The sequence below is a fragment of the Mycobacterium genavense ATCC 51234 genome (assembly GCF_000526915.1).
In the GTDB taxonomy this organism is placed as follows: Bacteria; Actinomycetota; Actinomycetes; order Mycobacteriales; family Mycobacteriaceae; genus Mycobacterium; species Mycobacterium genavense.
In genome coordinates this window covers 130,572-147,955 of sequence record NZ_JAGZ01000005.1, presented here as the reverse complement: position 1 = coordinate 147,955, position 17,384 = coordinate 130,572, and the positions used below count along the sequence as shown (strand labels likewise).

The 17,384-nt window shown below is 65.6% G+C and carries 17 protein-coding genes and 4 pseudogenes; 8 read left to right on the top strand and 13 right to left on the bottom strand.

The genetic code is table 11. From position 1 onward, the window contains the following. Positions 1-18: 18 nt before the first annotated feature. Positions 19-804: a DUF732 domain-containing protein gene (locus tag T428_RS0113295; protein WP_025736872.1), complete on the bottom strand. Its 786-nt coding sequence runs from the start codon at positions 802-804 to the stop codon at positions 19-21. Positions 805-1,043: 239 nt separating this feature from the next. On the opposite strand from T428_RS0113295, the gene T428_RS27870 reads away from it, so the two are divergent. Beyond that, complete coding sequence (locus T428_RS27870) at positions 1,044-1,562, top strand: hypothetical protein (RefSeq protein WP_051465234.1); 519 nt, start codon at positions 1,044-1,046, stop codon at positions 1,560-1,562. Here T428_RS27870 and T428_RS32005 read toward each other — a convergent pair. The 4 genes from T428_RS32005 to T428_RS0113275 form a co-directional block, all read right to left on the bottom strand. Further along, positions 1,547-2,005 (bottom strand): lipoprotein LpqH, encoded by a 459-nt coding sequence (locus T428_RS32005; protein ID WP_084298741.1) that lies wholly within the window; start codon positions 2,003-2,005, stop codon positions 1,547-1,549. The genes T428_RS27870 and T428_RS32005 overlap by 16 nt on opposite strands. 64 nt (positions 2,006-2,069) lie before the next feature. Continuing rightward, entirely contained in the window at positions 2,070-2,801 is a 732-nt protein-coding gene (locus T428_RS0113285) for a S1 family peptidase (RefSeq protein ID WP_425412038.1), read from the bottom strand. A gap of 93 nt (positions 2,802-2,894) precedes the next feature. Then, complete coding sequence (locus T428_RS0113280) at positions 2,895-3,770, bottom strand: alpha/beta fold hydrolase (RefSeq protein ID WP_211243951.1); 876 nt, start codon at positions 3,768-3,770, stop codon at positions 2,895-2,897. A 48-nt stretch (positions 3,771-3,818) separates the two neighbouring features. After that, positions 3,819-4,970: a TDT family transporter gene (locus T428_RS0113275; RefSeq protein WP_025736869.1), complete on the bottom strand. Its 1,152-nt coding sequence runs from the start codon at positions 4,968-4,970 to the stop codon at positions 3,819-3,821. A gap of 121 nt (positions 4,971-5,091) precedes the next feature. Here T428_RS0113275 and T428_RS0113270 point away from each other — a divergent pair, with 121 nt between their 5' ends. Further along, positions 5,092-5,298 (top strand): hypothetical protein, encoded by a 207-nt coding sequence (locus T428_RS0113270; protein ID WP_425412037.1) that lies wholly within the window; start codon positions 5,092-5,094, stop codon positions 5,296-5,298. 21 nt (positions 5,299-5,319) lie between these two features. On the opposite strand, the gene T428_RS27865 is transcribed toward T428_RS0113270, so the two are convergent. Further along, positions 5,320-5,958, bottom strand: a complete 639-nt coding sequence (locus T428_RS27865) for a DUF2510 domain-containing protein (protein WP_156942950.1) — start codon at positions 5,956-5,958, stop codon at positions 5,320-5,322. A 255-nt stretch (positions 5,959-6,213) separates the two neighbouring features. Between T428_RS27865 and T428_RS0113260 the strand changes: the two genes are divergently transcribed. Continuing rightward, complete coding sequence (locus T428_RS0113260; protein WP_025736867.1) at positions 6,214-7,797, top strand: LCP family protein; 1,584 nt, start codon at positions 6,214-6,216, stop codon at positions 7,795-7,797. Here T428_RS0113260 and T428_RS27860 read toward each other — a convergent pair. From T428_RS27860 to T428_RS31200, 4 genes and pseudogenes are all read right to left on the bottom strand, one after another. Next, positions 7,794-8,595 (bottom strand): annotated as a pseudogene (locus T428_RS27860) (SDR family NAD(P)-dependent oxidoreductase). The gene T428_RS0113260 and the pseudogene T428_RS27860 overlap by 4 nt on opposite strands. Further along, a pseudogene (locus tag T428_RS27855) lies at positions 8,592-9,413 on the bottom strand (SDR family oxidoreductase). Before T428_RS27855 ends, T428_RS27860 begins: the two co-directional pseudogenes overlap by 4 nt. Positions 9,414-9,559: 146 nt before the next feature. Next, positions 9,560-10,399, bottom strand: a pseudogene (locus tag T428_RS27850) (enoyl-CoA hydratase). Between the two features lie 205 nt (positions 10,400-10,604). Next, positions 10,605-10,928 (bottom strand): hypothetical protein, encoded by a 324-nt coding sequence (locus T428_RS31200; protein WP_211243950.1) that lies wholly within the window; start codon positions 10,926-10,928, stop codon positions 10,605-10,607. 36 nt (positions 10,929-10,964) lie between these two features. On the opposite strand from T428_RS31200, the gene T428_RS32800 reads away from it, so the two are divergent. The 5 genes and pseudogenes from T428_RS32800 to T428_RS27830 all read left to right on the top strand — a co-directional run bounded on the left by T428_RS32800 (position 10,965) and on the right by T428_RS27830 (position 14,473). Beyond that, on the top strand, positions 10,965-11,117 hold the full coding sequence (locus T428_RS32800) for a hypothetical protein (RefSeq protein WP_156942949.1): 153 nt from the start codon (positions 10,965-10,967) through the stop codon (positions 11,115-11,117). A 30-nt stretch (positions 11,118-11,147) separates the two neighbouring features. Beyond that, positions 11,148-11,552 carry a hypothetical protein gene (locus T428_RS33600; RefSeq protein WP_025736865.1) on the top strand — a complete coding sequence of 135 codons (405 nt, stop codon included), beginning with the start codon at positions 11,148-11,150 and terminating at the stop codon, positions 11,550-11,552. 615 nt (positions 11,553-12,167) lie between these two features. Further along, entirely contained in the window at positions 12,168-12,332 is a 165-nt protein-coding gene (locus tag T428_RS32790; RefSeq protein WP_090607062.1) for a hypothetical protein, read from the top strand. Beyond that, entirely contained in the window at positions 12,333-13,853 is a 1,521-nt protein-coding gene (locus T428_RS0113220) for an alpha,alpha-trehalose-phosphate synthase (UDP-forming) (RefSeq protein WP_025736864.1), read from the top strand. A gap of 48 nt (positions 13,854-13,901) precedes the next feature. Further along, positions 13,902-14,473: pseudogene (locus T428_RS27830) on the top strand (hypothetical protein). Positions 14,474-14,476: 3 nt separating this feature from the next. Here the strand turns inward: T428_RS27830 and T428_RS0113210 are convergent. From T428_RS0113210 to T428_RS0113200, 3 genes are read right to left on the bottom strand one after another with little or no spacing between them, the layout of a single operon-like run. After that, complete coding sequence (locus tag T428_RS0113210) at positions 14,477-14,959, bottom strand: mammalian cell entry protein (protein WP_025736863.1); 483 nt, start codon at positions 14,957-14,959, stop codon at positions 14,477-14,479. Between the two features lie 17 nt (positions 14,960-14,976). Then, positions 14,977-15,687 carry a hypothetical protein gene (locus tag T428_RS0113205; RefSeq protein WP_025736862.1) on the bottom strand — a complete coding sequence of 237 codons (711 nt, stop codon included), beginning with the start codon at positions 15,685-15,687 and terminating at the stop codon, positions 14,977-14,979. Continuing rightward, a complete protein-coding gene (locus T428_RS0113200) occupies positions 15,688-17,376 on the bottom strand; it encodes a virulence factor Mce family protein (protein ID WP_025736861.1) in 1,689 nt (562 codons plus the stop codon). Between the last annotated feature and the right edge of the window lie 8 nt (positions 17,377-17,384).

The window sequence follows — 17,384 nt, the reverse complement described above, 5'->3', positions numbered from 1 at the left end:
AACGCTGAATAGCTCGGTTTACGGGTGACCCGGAAGGGTGTCCAGGGCACCCTGGATGCCGTGCAGGTCGTCCTGGATGCCTTGCAGTTTTCCTTCGATGGCCTGCAGGTCAGACAGCGTGTTCTGATAGGCCGGTTGCATCTCGTCCGCCATGGACGGTTGCGACTGCGGGCAGTACGACACGATGGCGCCCGCGGTGACGTTGGCGCTTTGGTTGGCGTCCCAGATCGATGATCGCTGCACGAATCCGACCGCGTCGGCGAAATTGCGTCGGTGCGCCAGGAAATCGCAGACCGCGTGTCCCTGCGCCACCACGTATTCCTGACTGGGAACCGGCACGCCTTCGTGCTTCAACGCCCCGACGAAGGCGGCATCGGCGATGTCAACCCGCGGTGCGGGGGCCTTCGGCGCAACCGGCTCAGGCGGGGCCGACCGTTCAGGCGGCGCGGCCGACGGCGGGGCCTCGGCCGACTGCGCCGGCGGACTCTGATGGTGCGCCGCCAGCATCACCACCGCCGCGGCGAGGACGGCTACCAGAGACAGGGGCAACGCCGCAACAAGGCCGAAGCGGCGCAGCCCACCCAGAAGCCACCGCCGGGTGGTCTTCCTGGTCTTGGTCTCACGCAACCAGGCGTCGGGGACGTAGAGCTCATGTTCGGACGCCGTCACCGAGTGGGCGACCGGCATCCCCGAACTGTGGGCCAGCAGCTCGTCGAGCAGTGCGTCGGCCTCTCGGGATGACAGCTGGTGACCCCGCGCAGCGATCCGCCGCAACTCTGCCTCGATCGTCTCGCGGTCCCGCACATCATCCAGTCTGCGAGTGTCACGAGATTGTCACAAGTCCCGGTGAGCGCCGGTCGCCACCCGCGCGGGCCGCGTGTTCCCGCCGGCCACGCCCACCCCGACAGCTCGGGACACGAGCTGAGGCGCCGGCGGCCGGCGGTCGTGAGGGGCCTCCCGAAGGAGCCACGGTTCACCGGCACCGGGGTTTACCCGCAAGGCGGGTCGGGTAAATCTCAACGCAACCGAAAGAGGGATTGACCATGGGCGGCAAGCACCGAATGACCGGTCCGGTCAAACGGCACCGATCACTGGACACCGCCGCTCCCGTCTCGTTGTTGTGTGCGGCGAACTTCGCAGTGCTCGCAGTCACCGGGGTCGGCAGCGAAATGCCCACGAGGCCAAGCCATATGATCGCCGAAGAGGCGCCCGCACCGGCCCCGCAGCCAGTCAGTCAAGAGGGAGTCTTGATCGCGGTGTCGGCGGATTCGATCACCGCGCGTAGCCCGAGCGGGTACACGCAGACCTATCTGCTCACCCCGGATACGAATGTGATCACCGACAGTGGCAGCAAACCACTAACCGTCACTTCGCATTTCACGGTCAACGACGCTGTGGACATCGTCGGAACCGTACAAGGGGCCGGGCACTTGCCACCAGCCTGGCCCACCGCAACGCCGGGCACGGCGATGGTCCGCCGATGGATGCCGTTGCCGGACAATAGCCTTCAGCGCCGCTCCGTCATGAAAGTGCTTCCAGCCACGTCTCAGCGCCTCTGCTGATCTGTGCCACAAGCGATATATAACCCTGGTTTTTTCCAGGATGGACCAGGTATGCGACGACTTATGAGCGTTGAGGGTCCCGCAGTTTCCGCCACCGCGGCACAGTTGAGTTGCGCGGGTGCGGCCGACGCTGCGACCGCTTCCGAATTGCGCCGTAGCCTAAAAAGCTGGCTGCGGGAGCTGCCGCAGTCCTCCCCGGAGGTCAACACCGCACCCACACCGGCGGACGCATCACCGATGCCAATGTTGATGTTGTCGCCGGACGGCGTGCAAGTGACCGGGCCGGTGACGTTCTGCTTCTGTCCGTCCACGATGACTTGCGGCCCGGCCGGTGCGGCCGCCGTACTGGAAGCACCGGTGCCGGATTTGTTGCTCGAACAGCCGGCACAACCTGCGGCCACTATGGCCGCGCCGGCCACGCCGATCACGATCGCACGTTTCACCGCCCACTCCTCCGTGTTGCTGGTGCCGCTACCTTCACGGTTGACGCTGTCGACACCTAGGGACCTACCGGGCGGTCCGTACGCAAGATGCCGGACCGGCCGGTACCCCGTACCAAGCTCGGCGAAACCGCCGGGCGCTGCGCAGAGCGGTCAGGGGCAGAATGCGCAGTCCCCACTTGCCCAGCAGCGGCTGCACGAGGGTGAAGTAGGTGGTGTTGTCGTCACCTTCCGGTGAGGATATCAAGATGCCAACCGCGCTCACCGTCCCATCGTCGTTCTTCACGTAGCCGGGACTGCCACTGTCGCCACCCAGGCTGTACACGCTGGCTTCGACCACGTTGCCGTTTATCTCGGTGATCGTTCCGCAGGTTTCTCCAGTGACGGCACCCAACTTGCAGAACGGCTCACCCAGCTTAAGTTCGTTGCTGCTCAACACATCTCGGACCGACATGCCACCGACACCGCCGGTCGGGACGCCGACAGCCGGGTTGAGGTGGATGATCGCGGCGTCGCGCTTGTCGCCTTCTTTCTCGCTGGCGGTGATCGATCCGAGCGGGATGCTGGGGCCGTAGGTCCATACCGAGCCGTCGTGCGCGTCGCAGTGGCCGCTGGTCAACAAGTAGTAGCTGCCATCATCACCCTGCGCCGCGAAATCCGCTGTGCAGCTGCTACTTTCGTCATCGACCGGCACACTCGGCATCGGCGGCGCCTCTGCCGCCGCCGTATTCGCGAACACCGTCGCCGCCGTCATCATGGCGACCAACAGCCCCAACCCTCGCGCTCCAACCACGCCGATCTCCTCTTGTCGGGCCAGGATGCTACCCGGTCACAGCGGTGACGGCACAATTACGTGTCTGCGCTGGCCAGCGGGCGAAGGTGGGACGGGTCGTCAGCCCGCATCGACGTGACGGGACAGAAAGTCTAGGACGGCTCCGGCGAAAACGTCGTTGCGATCACCGGCGACCATGTGGCCCGCCCCCTGCACGTCGGTGAACTCGACCTGGGGGAAGCGCGCCAGAAATTCGTCCGCGCGCTCCTGGCTGACCAGATCGCTCACCTGGCCACGAACCAACAGCATCGGCACTCCGCCGCGCAGGATCTGTTCGACGGCGTTGTGCATCCGATCGGCGTCGGTAACCTCGAAGGGCGGGAAAGCCGCAGTGCCACTGATGAATTGGGGATCCCAATGCCAATACCATCGGTCACCGCGGCGACGCAGATTGGTGGTCAGGCCGTCGAGATCGGTGGGCCGGGGCCGGTGCGGGTTGTATTCGGCGATCGCGTCGGCGACCTCTTCCAGCGAGGCGAATCCGGATTCCACCCGGTCGGCCATGAAGTTGTGGATGCGATTCGCCCCCGATTGCTCCATGTTGGGAACGATGTCGACGAGTACGACCGCGCTGACGATACCGGGCGAGATCTCCCCGGCCAGCAGCATCGAGGTGAAACCGCCCAGCGAGGCGCCCACCAGCACCGGTTTCGGGGGCAGCCCGCGCAGCACTTCCTGCACATCGGCGGCAAAGCTGACGACGCGGTAGTCGCCTTCGCTCGACCAGTCCGACTCGCCATGACCCCGCAAATCGATGGTGACCGCCTGCCAGCCTCGCTTGGCGACGGCGGCGGCCGCCCGACCCCAGGACCGCCGGGTCTGCCCTCCGCCGTGCAAGAACACCACCGCCCGTGAACCGGGGTCGCCCTGACGGTCAGCGACTATCCGAATACTGCCCATGCCGGCGATGGAGAATTGTTCAGGAGCCGTCGTCATCAGGAGATCGTAAGACGACGTTTCATCCGCAACGCCGCTGATCGCCGCTCAGGACACGTGCTCCTTGCGGGCCTTGACCGGTGCGGTGCTCGGCGGCGACTTGAGCAGGTTGTCCCGCAGGCTGCCCCGCGCCGTGCGGACTGCCACCAACAGCCAGGTGAACAGCAGCCCGGCGTAGGCGATAGCCGCGGCCACCTTGAAAGCGGGCAGGTGCGTGTGCGCAGCGAGCTGCGAGGTCCCGGTCACGAAGGTGCCGACCGGGAACGTCAGGCTCCACCACGTCAGGGCGAAAGGCATCCCGCGCCGCAAGGTACGCACCGTGAGCGCGGTGGCCAGCGCGATCCAGAGCACCGCGAAGCCCCAGACCGGAACGCCGTACAAAATCGCGAACACATTCATGTCCTCGGCCACGTCGTGCTCGATGGAGCCGTGCAACGCGGCCGCCCCGAGAAGTCCTGCGGCCGTGATGGATTGGCCAAGCGGTCCCAACACGATCCACAGCGTCGGCACCCGTGCGGTGCCCGAGGTGCCGTACAGCACCAGTCGGCTCCAGATCATCGCGATGATGTTCAACGAGGGCAGCAACGACAACCCGAACATCGCATAGCAGAAATAGAGCATGGTCTGCCGGCCGGTGCCCGCGGCTATGTGCGGCAGCAGCAGTGCTCCCATCGCCGCGGTCACCATCGGCGGGACCACCGGCATCAGCCAGCCCCCGAACGCCGCGTCGGGTTCGACGTCGTGCTGGGTGAACATCAAGTACGGGATGGTGACCGCCGTGAACAGTCCGCCGACGGTGCCCGCGGTCCACAGCACCCAGTCCAGGTCGACGGCGATGCGCGCGCCGATCAGATCCCTGCCGACCACCATCGCTCCCCCTCCGACGGTCATCAGCGCCATCGGCGCGGCGCCGTAGAAGTGGGCCATCTGCGGATTGCGGGCGTGGCCGCGGGCCACCGTCGGGTGGCGCAGCCAGTGGCTGCCCACCACCACGATCAGCACCACCAGCAGCGCGGCAGCGATGACCCACACGGCTTGGGCAAAGGCGCGCAGCCCCACCACGTGGAACGGCAACGTGACGCCGCCGATCGCAACGATTCCCGTTCCCATCACCGAGGCGAACCAGTTGGGCCCGATGTTGCCGAGCACCTCGACCCGAGTGTGCGACGGCGGTGGGTGGTCAGGGGTTGCACGCGCCATAGCTGACAGACCCTACTTCCCCGGGATTACTCGATGTTGCGCTTACACTCCATCGGTGACGTTCTCCGTGCAAACGCGGCACATCGTGAACCGAGCCCCGGTTTTGGTCGCGATCATCGTCATGCTGCTAATCGGTGTTTTGGCGCTGCCCACCAAGCAACGATGCGGGGCGCCGGGCCTCACGTGTGCCACGACGTTGGACAAGCAAGGCTACGTTCACTACTACTACGAGGTTGAACCGCTGGGCGTATACCTGGCAGAAATCGCGACCGGCTCGAACATCCAGGTCTTCTGCCGTTCGGGCGAGGATCTCGAAAGAGTTCGGTAGCGCTGCGCCACAACGGCTTTATCAGCTATGGCAGATCTGCAACGCGTACGTCACCGGTTCGGTCGGCGGCGCGTCCAGCTCAGAAGCAACCGTGAGCGCCGGATTCACGAACTCTCTTTGGATGCCGAATTGCGTTAGGTTCAGCGTCATCTCGACGACGTCGGGTGCCGTCAGATGGGCATGGGTACCCAGGTCCTCCCGGACGTAGTCCCCGGTGTTTCGGACGTCGCGGATCAGCAATTCGCCTCGGCCCTGCTGCTGCTCCAGCACGGCGAACGGCGTTCCGTTGTTCGCGACCTGGTAGGTCAATCGATAGCCCGGCGACGCCGGCAGTGGTTGGGAAAAACGCACGGCCAGCTGCAGCACGGTAGCCCGGGGATGTGTAACAGCGACCGATACCACGTTGACCGGGGGCGGCAGGCGGGTGCCCGACTGCACCTGGCAAACAAGCCGGCCCGGCAGCCGCGACCAATCACCTCGTGGCGGCCTAACCCAGTCGTAGAAGCCGACGACCACCAGGGCCACCAACAGGACGAGGGGTACCAGGGTCCGGACCGCCGGTGGAGTCTTCTGCCAGACCTGCCGAAACCCGTTCTCGGGCGCCTTCGGACCGGCATTGTCTCGGTCCGGTGACGAGTCGGAATCAATCTCGACGGCCATGTTTTCCTCCCGGGCCCGGCCCGCGACGCTCACACACCCCAAACGCGAGGCATGGTAGCCAAAACACGCTGGTAGGGGAAGTTTGCGGGCGGTACTTCGGTCGAGTGAGAAGGGCCACAGTGCGTCGCTGACGGCCCCCTTTATAGGGGCCTTCTCAGCAAGCTACCGCATACTTGACCTCATGCTTTTCGCCGCAGCACCGCAAACCGCCGACGCGGTCCGCCGGGGTGCGCGGGTGAAGGGTCGAGGTTTCTGATGGCACGCTCCGGCGGCGCGCATCGCCGCCATCGAGCGGTGCGCCAACCCTCGCCGCTGCGCAGAGGGGTGACGCGGGCATTCATGACGCTGGTATCGACGGCGGCGGTACTGATGACCGGAGCCGGCTACTACGTGGCGCACGGGGCGCTGGGCGGCATCACCGTCTCGCAGGCGCTGAGCCCCGACGATCCGCGATCCAGCGGGAACAACATGAACATCCTGCTGATCGGCCTGGACTCCCGAAAAGATCAGGACGGCAACGACCTGCCCAACTCGATCCTGAAGCAGCTGCACGCCGGCGACTCCGACGACGGCGGCTACAACACCAACACCCTGATCCTGGTGCACGTCAGCGCCGACAATAAAGTGGTCGCCTTCTCGATCCCCCGCGACGACTGGGTGCCGTTCAACGGCGTGCCGGGCTACAACCACATCAAGATCAAGGAGGCCTACGGCCTCACCAAGCAGTACGTCGCCCAGAAGCTCGCCAACCAGGGCGTGAGTAGTCAGAAAGAACTCGAGACGAAGGGCCGCGAGGCCGCCCGGGCAGCAACCCTGCGCGCGGTGCGCAACCTGACCGGGGTTCCGATCGACTACTTCGCCGAGGTCAACTTGGCGGGTTTCTACGACCTGGCGCAAAGCCTGGGCGGGGTGAACGTGTGCCTCAACCACGCCGTCTACGACTCCTATTCCGGTGCCGATTTCCCCGCCGGTCCGCAGCGGCTGGACGCCTCCGAGGCGCTGGCGTTCGTCCGGCAACGCCATGGCCTGGACAACGGCGACCTGGACCGTACGCACCGGCAGCAGGCGTTCATTTCGTCGGTGATGCGTGAGCTGCAGGATGCGGGCACCTTCACCAACCTGGACAAGATGAAGAGCCTGATGGCGGTGGCCCGCAAGGACGTCGTGCTGTCGGCCGGCTGGGACGAGGACATGTTCCGCCGGATGGGCGAAATCGCCGGCGGCGCAGCGGCAAACCAGGTCGAGTTCCGCACACTGCCGGTGGTCCGCTATGACAACATCAACGGCCAGGACGTCAATATCATCGACCCGGCCGCGATCAAGGCCGAGGTGGCAGCGGCGATCGGCTCCGACATTCCGACCAGCTCATCGTCGATGACGGCCGCCAAACCCAATCCGTCGACGGTCGTCGACGTGGTCAACGCCGGCAGCATGAGCGGGCTGGCCAGCCAGGTCTCGCGCACGCTGAAGAAGTACGGCTACACCCCGGGCACCGTCCGCGACCGTACCTGGTTCGACCCGGGCACCACGTCCATCCAGTACGGCGCGGGCGCCGAAACCGACGCGCAGAACCTGGCGAACCTGCTCAACCTGGACGCACCCAAGCAGCCCGACGCCGGCGTCGAGCCCGGCCATGTCCGGGTGGTCGTGGATACCAATTTCACGATGCCGACGCCGGATGAATCGATGGACGATTCGTACACTTCCTCGTCCTCCTCGTCGTCCACCACGACCACGTCGAGCAGGAGCAGTTCGAGCTACGGCTACGGCACCAGCACCTATCCGACACCCGATCAGGGCAAACCGATCGACGGCGGCGGAGTCCCCTGCGTCAACTAGGCGTGCGTGCCGCCGTCCATCCGAATCTCGGTTCCGGTGATCCAGGCTCCGTCGTCGGACACCAGCATCGCGATCACGCCGGCGACCGCCTCGGGGCCGGCCATCCCCGCGCCGCTGGACTCCGTCGTGGTCGGCGGGATCGGCATCAGCCGCGGAAACAGCGACCAGTCCGCGTCTTTCGGGATGTATCCGCCGGTCGCGTCGGTGATCCCGGACTTGATGCTGCCTGGCGCCACACACGTCGCCCGCAGGCCGTCCTTCGCGTATTCCAGCGCCAGGGCATGGGTGAACGCCTGGATTCCGCCCTTGCTCGCGGCGTAGGCCGCCATATACGGGTGCGCGAACGACGCCGAGGTCGAGCTGAAGTTGACGATCGCGCTGCGCGAATTCGCCAGTAATGCCGGCAGCGCTTCGCGGACCACCAGGAAGGTACCGGTCAGGTTGACGTTGATGATCTGGTTCCACTGGTCCAGCGTGGTCTCGTGCGTGTGCCAAGCGCGCAGGATGCCGGCCGCGTTGACCAGCGAATCCAGGCCGCCGAGCTGCTCGACCGCCGAGCACACGCCGTCGATCACCGAATCCTCGTCACCGACGTCGATCGGCGTCGATCGGCATGGTGGTGAGCCGCTGTTCGGTGGCGGCCTCGTCGGCGCCGGCCTGGGTGGTGCTCAGCCCGTCGGTCGAGATGTCGGCGGCCACGACGTTGGCGCCCTCGCTCAGCAACCGCCACGCGGTGGCCTGGCCGATGCCCGATGCGGCGCCAGTCACCAGGATTCGTTTGCCCTCGAGCCTGTTCATGATTTGGGGACCACTCCGCGCAGGGCGTACTCGCCGAACATCTGGACCATCATCGAGGAGTAGTCGGGACCGCGACGCAGCATGTGACCGCCGTCGACGTTGATGCACTGTCCGGTGATCCAGGCGGCCGCGTCGCTGAGCAGGAACATGACCAGGTTGGCGACGTCCTCGACCTCCCCGCACCGCGGCAGGGGTGTGCACCGGGCGTAGTCGCCGCTGATCTCGGGCGATTGAATAACGGCGGCGTCCACCAGATCGGTGCGAATCAGGCCGGGGCGGACGCTGTTGACCCGCACCCACGACGGCCCGAGCTCGTCGGCGGCCAGCATCATCATGTGGTCGATCGCCGACTTGGTGACGCCGTAGGGCCCGAACCAGCGGTGGGTGTTGCTGGCCGCGATCAACGAGATCCCGACGAACGAGCCGCCGCCGCGCACCAATTCCCGCCCGACGTGCTTGAGCACATACATGGAGCCGTTCACGTTGAGGTCGACGGTGTTTCGCCACGCCTACGAGTCGGTGTGGGTGATCGGGCCGACGGTCAGGGAGCCGCCCGCGCAGTGCACCGCACCGTTGAGCCGACCGTGCCACGCCGTGGCGGCGTCGACCGCCCTGGTCACCTCGTCCTCGTTGGTGACGTCGGCGGGCTCGTAGCGGATCGCGCCGCCGTTGCCCGCGCCGTCGGCGAGCTTCTGGACCTCCTCGACCGCGCCCGCGAGCCGGTCGGCGTTGCGCCCGACGATCATGACGGACGCCCCGGCCGCGGCCAGCCCGGCGGCCACGCCTTTACCGATCCCACTGCCGCCGCCGGTGATCAGATACGTCCGGTCTTCGAAAGATAGCTACACGAGGGCCCTTTCAACTGGAACAGGTTCTAGCTATAGAAGCATGCAGCACCCGCCCCGAATATCGCTACCCCGGGTCTCGTTAGGGTGGACTGGACGCGGGGTGAACGACCCAGGCTCTACGGCTGATCGCGGCGAGCGATCTTCGTCGGCTTGGCGTCGCGCCAGTCCTCGACGTGCGGCGGTTGACCGACCGGCCACCTGTTCTCGTTGAAGGCGGCCCAGTGCGCGTGTCCCAGCAGGTGGACGTGGAATGCGTGCCGCAGCGCCTCGGTGTAGCCCATCGCGTCGGAGGCGGCGTTGACCGAGTCCTTGATCAGCAGCGACGCCATCGTGGGCCGCTCGGCGATGCGCCGCGCGAATGCCAGTGTCTTTTCCTCTAATTCGTCGACCGGGAAGACCTTCGAAACCATGCCCAGCCGATGCGCTTCATCGGCGTCGATCGAATCACCGTTCAGCAGTAGCTCTTTGGCCTTACGCTGCCCGAATTACCAAGGATGAGAATAGTATTCGACGCCCGGCATACCGAGCCGCACCGCGACCACTTCGCTGAACTTCGCGTTGTCAGCGGCGACGATCAGGTCACACGCCCAGATCAGCATCAGGCCCGCAGACATCGCATTGCCTTGCACCTGAGCAATCGTGATCTTGCGCAAATCGCGCCAGCGGCAAGTGTTTTCGAAGAAATAGTGCCACTCCTGGTGGTACAGCTTCTCCATGATCGGCTCGAGTGTGGCCCCGCGTGACCGGAAGCTCGGGTGTTGGCCGGGGCCCGGTGTGCACTCCGCGATGGCCTGCTCGGAGCCCAGGTCGTGGCCGGCGGAGAAGTTGCGGCCGCGCGCCGCCAGAATCACCACCCGGACGGTGTCGTCGGCCTCCGCTCGGCCGAACGCCTCGTCCAGCTGCACCAGCAGACCACGGCTCTGCGCATTGTGGGCCTCGGGCCGGTTGAGCCAGATCCGCGCGACACGGCCCTCGTCAAGGGTCTCCTAGGCCACCAGCTCGTTAGCGCTGGCGTTGGCCGCCGCGGCGTCGGCTTCCTCGGAGACTGTCATTCGGCCCACCTCGTTCGTCGTTGAATGCGCCTTGTTTACACATTACGGCAAATGTGTAAGTGACTCCGAGTTGGGTTGGTCGCCGTCGCCCGAGCGGCAGCCAGCCGGGCTACGGCCGGTCGAGCGCGGCCGCCAACAAAGCGGCGACGGATTTGAGCAGGCCCAGCGAACGGGCCAGTTCCGCGTTCTCTTCCTTCAATCGATCGAGTTCGGACAGTTCCTCGTCGGCCGAGGCCACGGCGCCGTCGCTGCGACGGGTCCGCTCATGCACCGTCTCGGTCAGCGTATTGCCGAGCGTGTCGGTGACCGCGCGGATCGCCATGCGTTCCATGTCATGGCACCCGTGCACCGCGGTGACCGCGCGCGTCTCCTCGAGGTGGGTCGCGCCGTTGACGGCGACCGGCGGCACTGCACGCAATTGCTGGCGCACCATCTGGCTGGTCGTGGGCTCCGCGCCAGAGGCCACCGCATGGGGCTGCTCCAGCAGGTGATGCAGCTCGGCCTCGTGCTGTTCGATCTCCGATTCCCGCTGCGCGAGGCGGGCTTCGTGCTGCTCGAGCTCGGCCTCCTGCTTGTGCAGCTCGGAAGCCCACCGGTTGGGTTCGGCCTCCCGGCGGCGTAGCTCGGACTCGCGCTGGGCGAGCTGCGCTCCGTGCTGGGCGACTTCGGCCTCGTGCTGGGCGAACTCGGCCTCGCGCTGCGCAACCTGGGCTTCCCGGTAGCGGAGCTGGGCAAGCTGCTGGGGAAGCGGCGTTCCCCGGTGGGCGAGCTGGGCCTCTTGATGGCGAAGCTGTTCCTCGTGCTTGCGAACCTCGGCTTCGTGCCGACGGACTGCGGATTCTTGTTCGTGCAGGATGGCTTCCCGCTGGGCCAGCTCGGCTTCCCGCTTCTTGAGTCCCCCATCCCGGTTGCGCAGCTCGGCGTTGCAGTGACGAAGCTCGGCGTCCTCTTCGATGTGGCGAATCAGCTCTTGCTCGACCAGGTCGATGAACAGGTCGACTTCTTGCTCGCTATAGCCACGTTCCCAATGCGCGCTCTGGAGAACGCCACATTGTGAACATCGGCCGGCGTGAGAGCCATTGTTCTTCTCCCGCAGTCTTAGACGTCAGCGCGAAGCCAAAAAGCGCCGCACTGCGGCTTAGGATAATGCCTTTGTCGCCGTGACATCCTGGTTTGCCTTTGAACAACTGGACATCAGTCAGTAGACAGACAGGTGCAGCCTTTAGCAGGCTACCGCCAAGTGACCCCCGGACACCACCGTCTTGCGGCGTCTTTCCACGTCGCAAGCGTGATCACGGTGACGTCGGCCCACCTAGATGCGGCGCCCGAACGTCGATTGGGACCGGCACTGAGCCCGCCGCACGCGCGGGCGCCAGGGCGGTGGCGAACGTTCGCCAGGTCGCCCCCGAAAATCACCATCGGAATCTACCGAATGCGAATCTTCGGATTTAAATCCGGCGCGTTGCCCCAGCCGTCGGCCGGCCCGCGCCCGCATCTCACCTGAGCGAAGATTGAGTATTTCTTAACGAGTCCAGTTCGTTGCGTGAACAAATGGCTTCGCTCAGGTTTCGGTCGGGTGCGCGCCGCCGACAAACCGGGTCCCGCGACCCCGTCGGCCCGGTGTGATACCGGACGGCTGCGGGCGAATATCGACTTCGCATAGAGTTGTCTCATGCCTACGAAATCTGACCCTGGCGAAATCGGCGATGTCGAGCCGCTGGCCGACAGCACCGCTAACCAGGCCAGGCGGGTCGTCGCGGCGTACGCGAACGACGCTGACGAGTGCCGCGTCTTCTTGTCCATGCTCGGTATTGGACCGGCGAAACTCGACGCGTAAATGGCTTCGCGGGAAAGCCGGAGCTCGAAGACAGCAGACTTCGGGAATTCCGACTTTGTGGTGGTCGCCAACCGGCTGCCGGTCGACCTGGAACGGCTTCCCGACGGCACCACAACCTGGAAACGCAGCCCCGGGGGGTTGGTCACGGCCTTGGAGCCGCTGCTGCGCAAGCGCAGCGGGGCATGGGTCGGCTGGCCGGGGGTTGTCGACGAGGAAGTCGACGTCGATGACGAGCCGATAACCCAAGACGACCTGCACCTCTACCCCGTTCGGCTGTCCGCCGACGACGTCGCCCAGTACTACGAGGGGTTTTCGAACGCGACGCTGTGGCCGCTGTACCACGACGTCATCGTCAAGCCGATCTATCACCGCGAATGGTGGGATCGCTACGTCGAGGTCAACCAGCGGTTTGCCGAGGCCACTTCCCGCGCCGCCGCCCGCGGCGCCACGGTGTGGGTCCAGGACTACCAATTGCAGCTGGTCCCGAAGATGCTGCGCACGATGCGACCGGACCTGACCATCGGCTTCTTCCTGCACATCCCGTTCCCACCGGTAGAGCTGTTCATGCAGATGCCTTGGCGCACGGAGATCATCGAGGGCTTGCTCGACGCCGATCTGGTCGGTTTCCATTTGGTCGGTGGCGCACAGAATTTCTTGATCCTGTCCCGACGACTGGTGGGCGCCAACACTTCTCGCGGAGCCGTCGGTGTTCGCTCTCGGTTCGGCGAGGTGCTGCTGGAATCCCGCACCGTTCGCGTCGGCGCCTTTCCCATCTCGATCGATTCCGGCGAACTTGACCAGGTGGCCCGACACCGCGATGTCCGGCGCCATGCCAAGGAGATCCGCGCGGAGTTGGGCAACCCCCGCAAGATCCTGCTCGGCGTCGATCGGCTGGACTACACCAAGGGCATCGACGTTCGGCTGAAGGCCTTTTCCGAGCTGCTGGCCGAGGGTCGCATTAAACGCGACGACACCGTGCTGGTCCAGCTGGCCACGCCGAGCCGCGAACGCGTGGAGAGTTACCAGCTGCTGCGCAACGACATCGAACGCCAAGTGGGCCACATCAACGGCGAATACGCCGAAGTCGGGCATCCGGTGGTGCATTACATCCATCGCTCCGTTCCGCGCGACGAACTCATCGCGTTCTTCGTGGCCAGCGACGTCATGCTGGTCACCCCGCTGCGAGACGGCATGAACCTGGTGGCCAAGGAGTACGTCGCTTGCCGCAGCGATCTGGGCGGCGCGCTCGTTCTGTCCGAATTTACCGGTGCCGCAACAGAACTGCGCCAGGCCTACCTGGTCAACCCGCACGACCTCGAGGGCGTCAAGGACGCGATCGAGGCGGCACTCAACCAGCCGGTCGACGAGGGGCGGCGCCGGATGCGGGCGTTGCGGCGACAGGTGCTCGCTCATGACGTGGACCGCTGGGCGCGGTCCTTTCTCGACGCCCTCGCCGAGGCGCATCCGCCGGGCGCGAAACAGCCGCGGCGGACCCATGGTGTTGGCGCCGAAACGCTGTGATACTCGATGCAGCGTAACGGGGAGGCCGGAAGGGAGGTCGAGGTGAAAATGCGTCGCGCGCTGGCGGCGGGAGCCGGCGTCTTCGCGGCTGTCGCAATAGGTATCGCGCTGCAGTCGGATAACCCGGCGCGCGCGCTCGGGCCGCCGGCCGACGGCACGTACACCTACAACGAGGCGGGCGTGTCCGGAGCCACCTGGACGATCTCGGCGTTGTGCGATCAACCGTCGGGAACGCGGAACATGAACGACTACAGCGACCCGATCGTCTTCGCGATGCAATGTGCGCTGAACATCGTAAGCTCTACGCCCGAACAGATTTCGGCGCCGACAAGCTGCAAAACTTCAGCGGCCGGGCCCGGATGTCCAGCATGTTGTGGACTTTCAAGGTTGAAAAGGCGGACGGTGTCGCATGCCCGAGTGGTGGCACCGCCCCGTCCACCGAGACCTTTGCGTTCAGTGATGAAACGATGAGCGGCACGCACACCACGATGCACGGCGCCGTCTGCGGCATGGAACTGGCGATGAAAAAGACGCCGTTCTCGCTACAGCTGATCGGGCCACCGCCCAGCCCCGTCCAGCGTTATCCCTTGCAGTGCAACAACATTGCGATCTGCTACTGACAGCTAGATCGGCGTGATGTAGTTGATCAGCCATTTGTTGCCGATCTTCTTGTAGTCCACCCGCAACCGGCTGCCGTCGTAAAGCGGCTGCCGCGACTTGTCGGTAACCGTGCGGTTCATGTACACCATCACCGATGCCGAATCGCGTTGGGCCGACATCACGCCGACGCCGACGACGTTGGCCTGAACGACCACCTCGCGCTTCTTCGCCTCGGGAATGATCTGCGCATTGGCGCTCTTCTGAAATTCCTGGCGATAGTCCGGCGTCAGCATCGAATACGCGTCGGCGAGGCTGCGTTCGACGGTCTGGTAGTCGTAGGCGAACACCGTGGGCACCTCCTTAGCAGCCAGCTGGGGCAACACCGCCCGCGCCGTCTGCTCGCCGCGGATCTCCACCCGCTCCCAGTAGAACCAGCCGGCCGCCGCGGACAACCCGACAACGCTTACGACCGCGAGATATCCCGCGGCCACGATCAGCCACCTCACAGACCGGGTCCGTCGCATCAGTTGCCCCCGTCGGGGTATTTCAGGTCGTAACCCGTCATGTGCCCCTGCTCATCCTCGTGCACGATGACCCGCAACCGGTACGGCATGGATGGTTTGTGCACGCCATCGATGTCGGCCACCGTGACGCGGACCGACACCAGCACCGAAGCGTTATCGGTAACCGTGTCAATGCCTTCCAGAGCCGCGCCGTTGATCACCGCCTCGGATGTCGCGTTGGTGGAGCGGAACAGGGCCTTGAGGTTCTCGATGTTGTTGTTGGCGCCGAGCATGCCGCGCAGCGGTCCACTGGTGCCGTTGTAGAACCGGTTCACGCTGTCGTCGATGTTGTCCTGCTTATAGCTGAACATGTTGACGACAGTCTGGGTGGCGGTGTCGACGAAGCGTTGGTCGCGGGCCCGCGTCGCTTCGGCGTGCCGTTGGGAGACGAGCAAGGCGGTCAGGCTGCCGGCCAGCGCGCCGATCGCCAACAGCGCGGCGGCGAACGAAATCCAGCCGACCATGCGGCCATTCGGCCGGCGCCGGGGTGGCGGCTTGATCGTCTTGAAGGCCTGGACACGTTTGACCGGTTGCTTTTTCGGGGCGGCCGGGGCCTCGAGCGCAACCTCGCTCGTGGTGCTCGACTCACTGTTGGCGGGGCCCGCCGCGCGCGTTGCGCGGCGACGTGCACGCTGGGGCGTGGTTGATTGCCCATCGATTGCGGAGGCCACTTACATCGGCCTTGGATCAAGCATCAGGTCCACCCAATTCTCGGCGCTGGACGTGTTCGTGCCGGCCGCGAAGATACCAGTGCCTCCTGCCGGGTCCCTGAACGCGCCGGTGGTCTCGTCATAGGTGGTGTACGCGGGGCCGCTGGCCTGCGTCGACAAGCTCGGAGCAACCGGCGGCGCCATGGCTTGTGGGGGCGACGGCGGAGGCAGCCACTTCGGATACGGCAGTATCGGCGGGACCGGGGGGACGCCCGGCGGCATCCACGACGGGTTGCCCGGCGGCGGCCCGCTGTCGTTGGGCGGCGGGGGGTCGTAGGCGGGCTGGTGGTTGGGCAGCGGCCCCGGGCCCGGCACCACGCCGGGAGGGGGCGGCCCGACGATCGGAATACCCGGATCGGGTTCCGCTTCCGGCGGGATGTAGGGAAACTTGTTGGGCGGCAACGTGTTCAGCCCATTCGTCTCTGGCGTGTGGTACGGGACCGGCGGACCGCGCCACGGGTTGCGTCCCACCGGCACATAGCCCTTCGGGTCGCGGCACAGCTGAATCGTCGGTGCCCGTTTGCCGGGGAATTCTTGGCAGGGATAGTTGCGCGCCCCGCGTACGGTACTGGGATCGTTTTGGGCGACCTTGCAGTACATGTCTCGCGGGAGCTCGCGCACCGTCTCGTCGGCCGGAGTTCGCATCAGCGGCGGCGGCAAGAAGCCGACGGCGCACGGCGGTGGGTCGTTGAGGTCGAGCTTGAAGTCCAGCTTCACGCCTTCGTCCTGGGGCATACCCCCTGCGGCGGTGGTGATCGCGGCGAACAGCGCGGGCAGAACGACCAAGAGCTGCTCGATCGATTTGTGGTAGATGACGCCGACCCGGCCCAGGTTGGCGAGGCTGGCGGCCAGCGCCGAGAAACTGGGTCGGATACCGGAGAACGCGGTGTTGGCCTCGTCGATCGCGTCTGGTGCGGTGGCCAGCGTCGAGCGAAGCTGGGGGTGGGCGTGTTGCACCTCGGAGGTGAACCGAGCCAGGCCATCGGAGAGCGACTTGATGTCGGCGCCGGCGCGGATCTGCGATTGCAGGAATAGGCCCGCCTGATCGATCAACTGCGAGACTTGCGGGTAGTCGGCGTTGGCCTCGTCAACCAGCAACCGGGCCGATTCGAGCAGTCGGGCCAGCTCCGGGCCCGACCCGTTGGCCGCCTGGAACGTCTCGTGCAGCAGCTCGCGCAGCTTGGTGTCACCGAGACTGTTGACCAATGTCTCCGCCCGCTTCAACAGATCGGAGACGTCTTGGCCGATCCGGGTGTGCGACCGATCGATCCGAGACCCGTTGTGCAACTTCGTGGTTGCCGGATCCTTAGGCGGCACCAGGTCGACGTATTGCTCACCGACGGCCGACACGCTCTTGACGGTGGCGGTGACGTTGGACGGAATGGGAGTGCCGCTGTTCAGCCGCATTTCAGCGGTGACGCCATCGGGGTTCAGCTCCACCGACGCCACCCGGCCGACCTCGACGCCGCGGTAGGTGACGTTGGCATTCTTGTACAGGCCGCCACCCGCGACGAAGTCGGCACTGGCCAGGTACGTTCCGATGCCGAAAGTCGCCGGCAGCCGCAGGTAGAAAATCGCCATGATGGTCAGCGTGATCGCGGTGATGACCGCGAAAATCCAGAGCTGAATCCTGGTGAGCTTGTCTATCACTTCCCCGC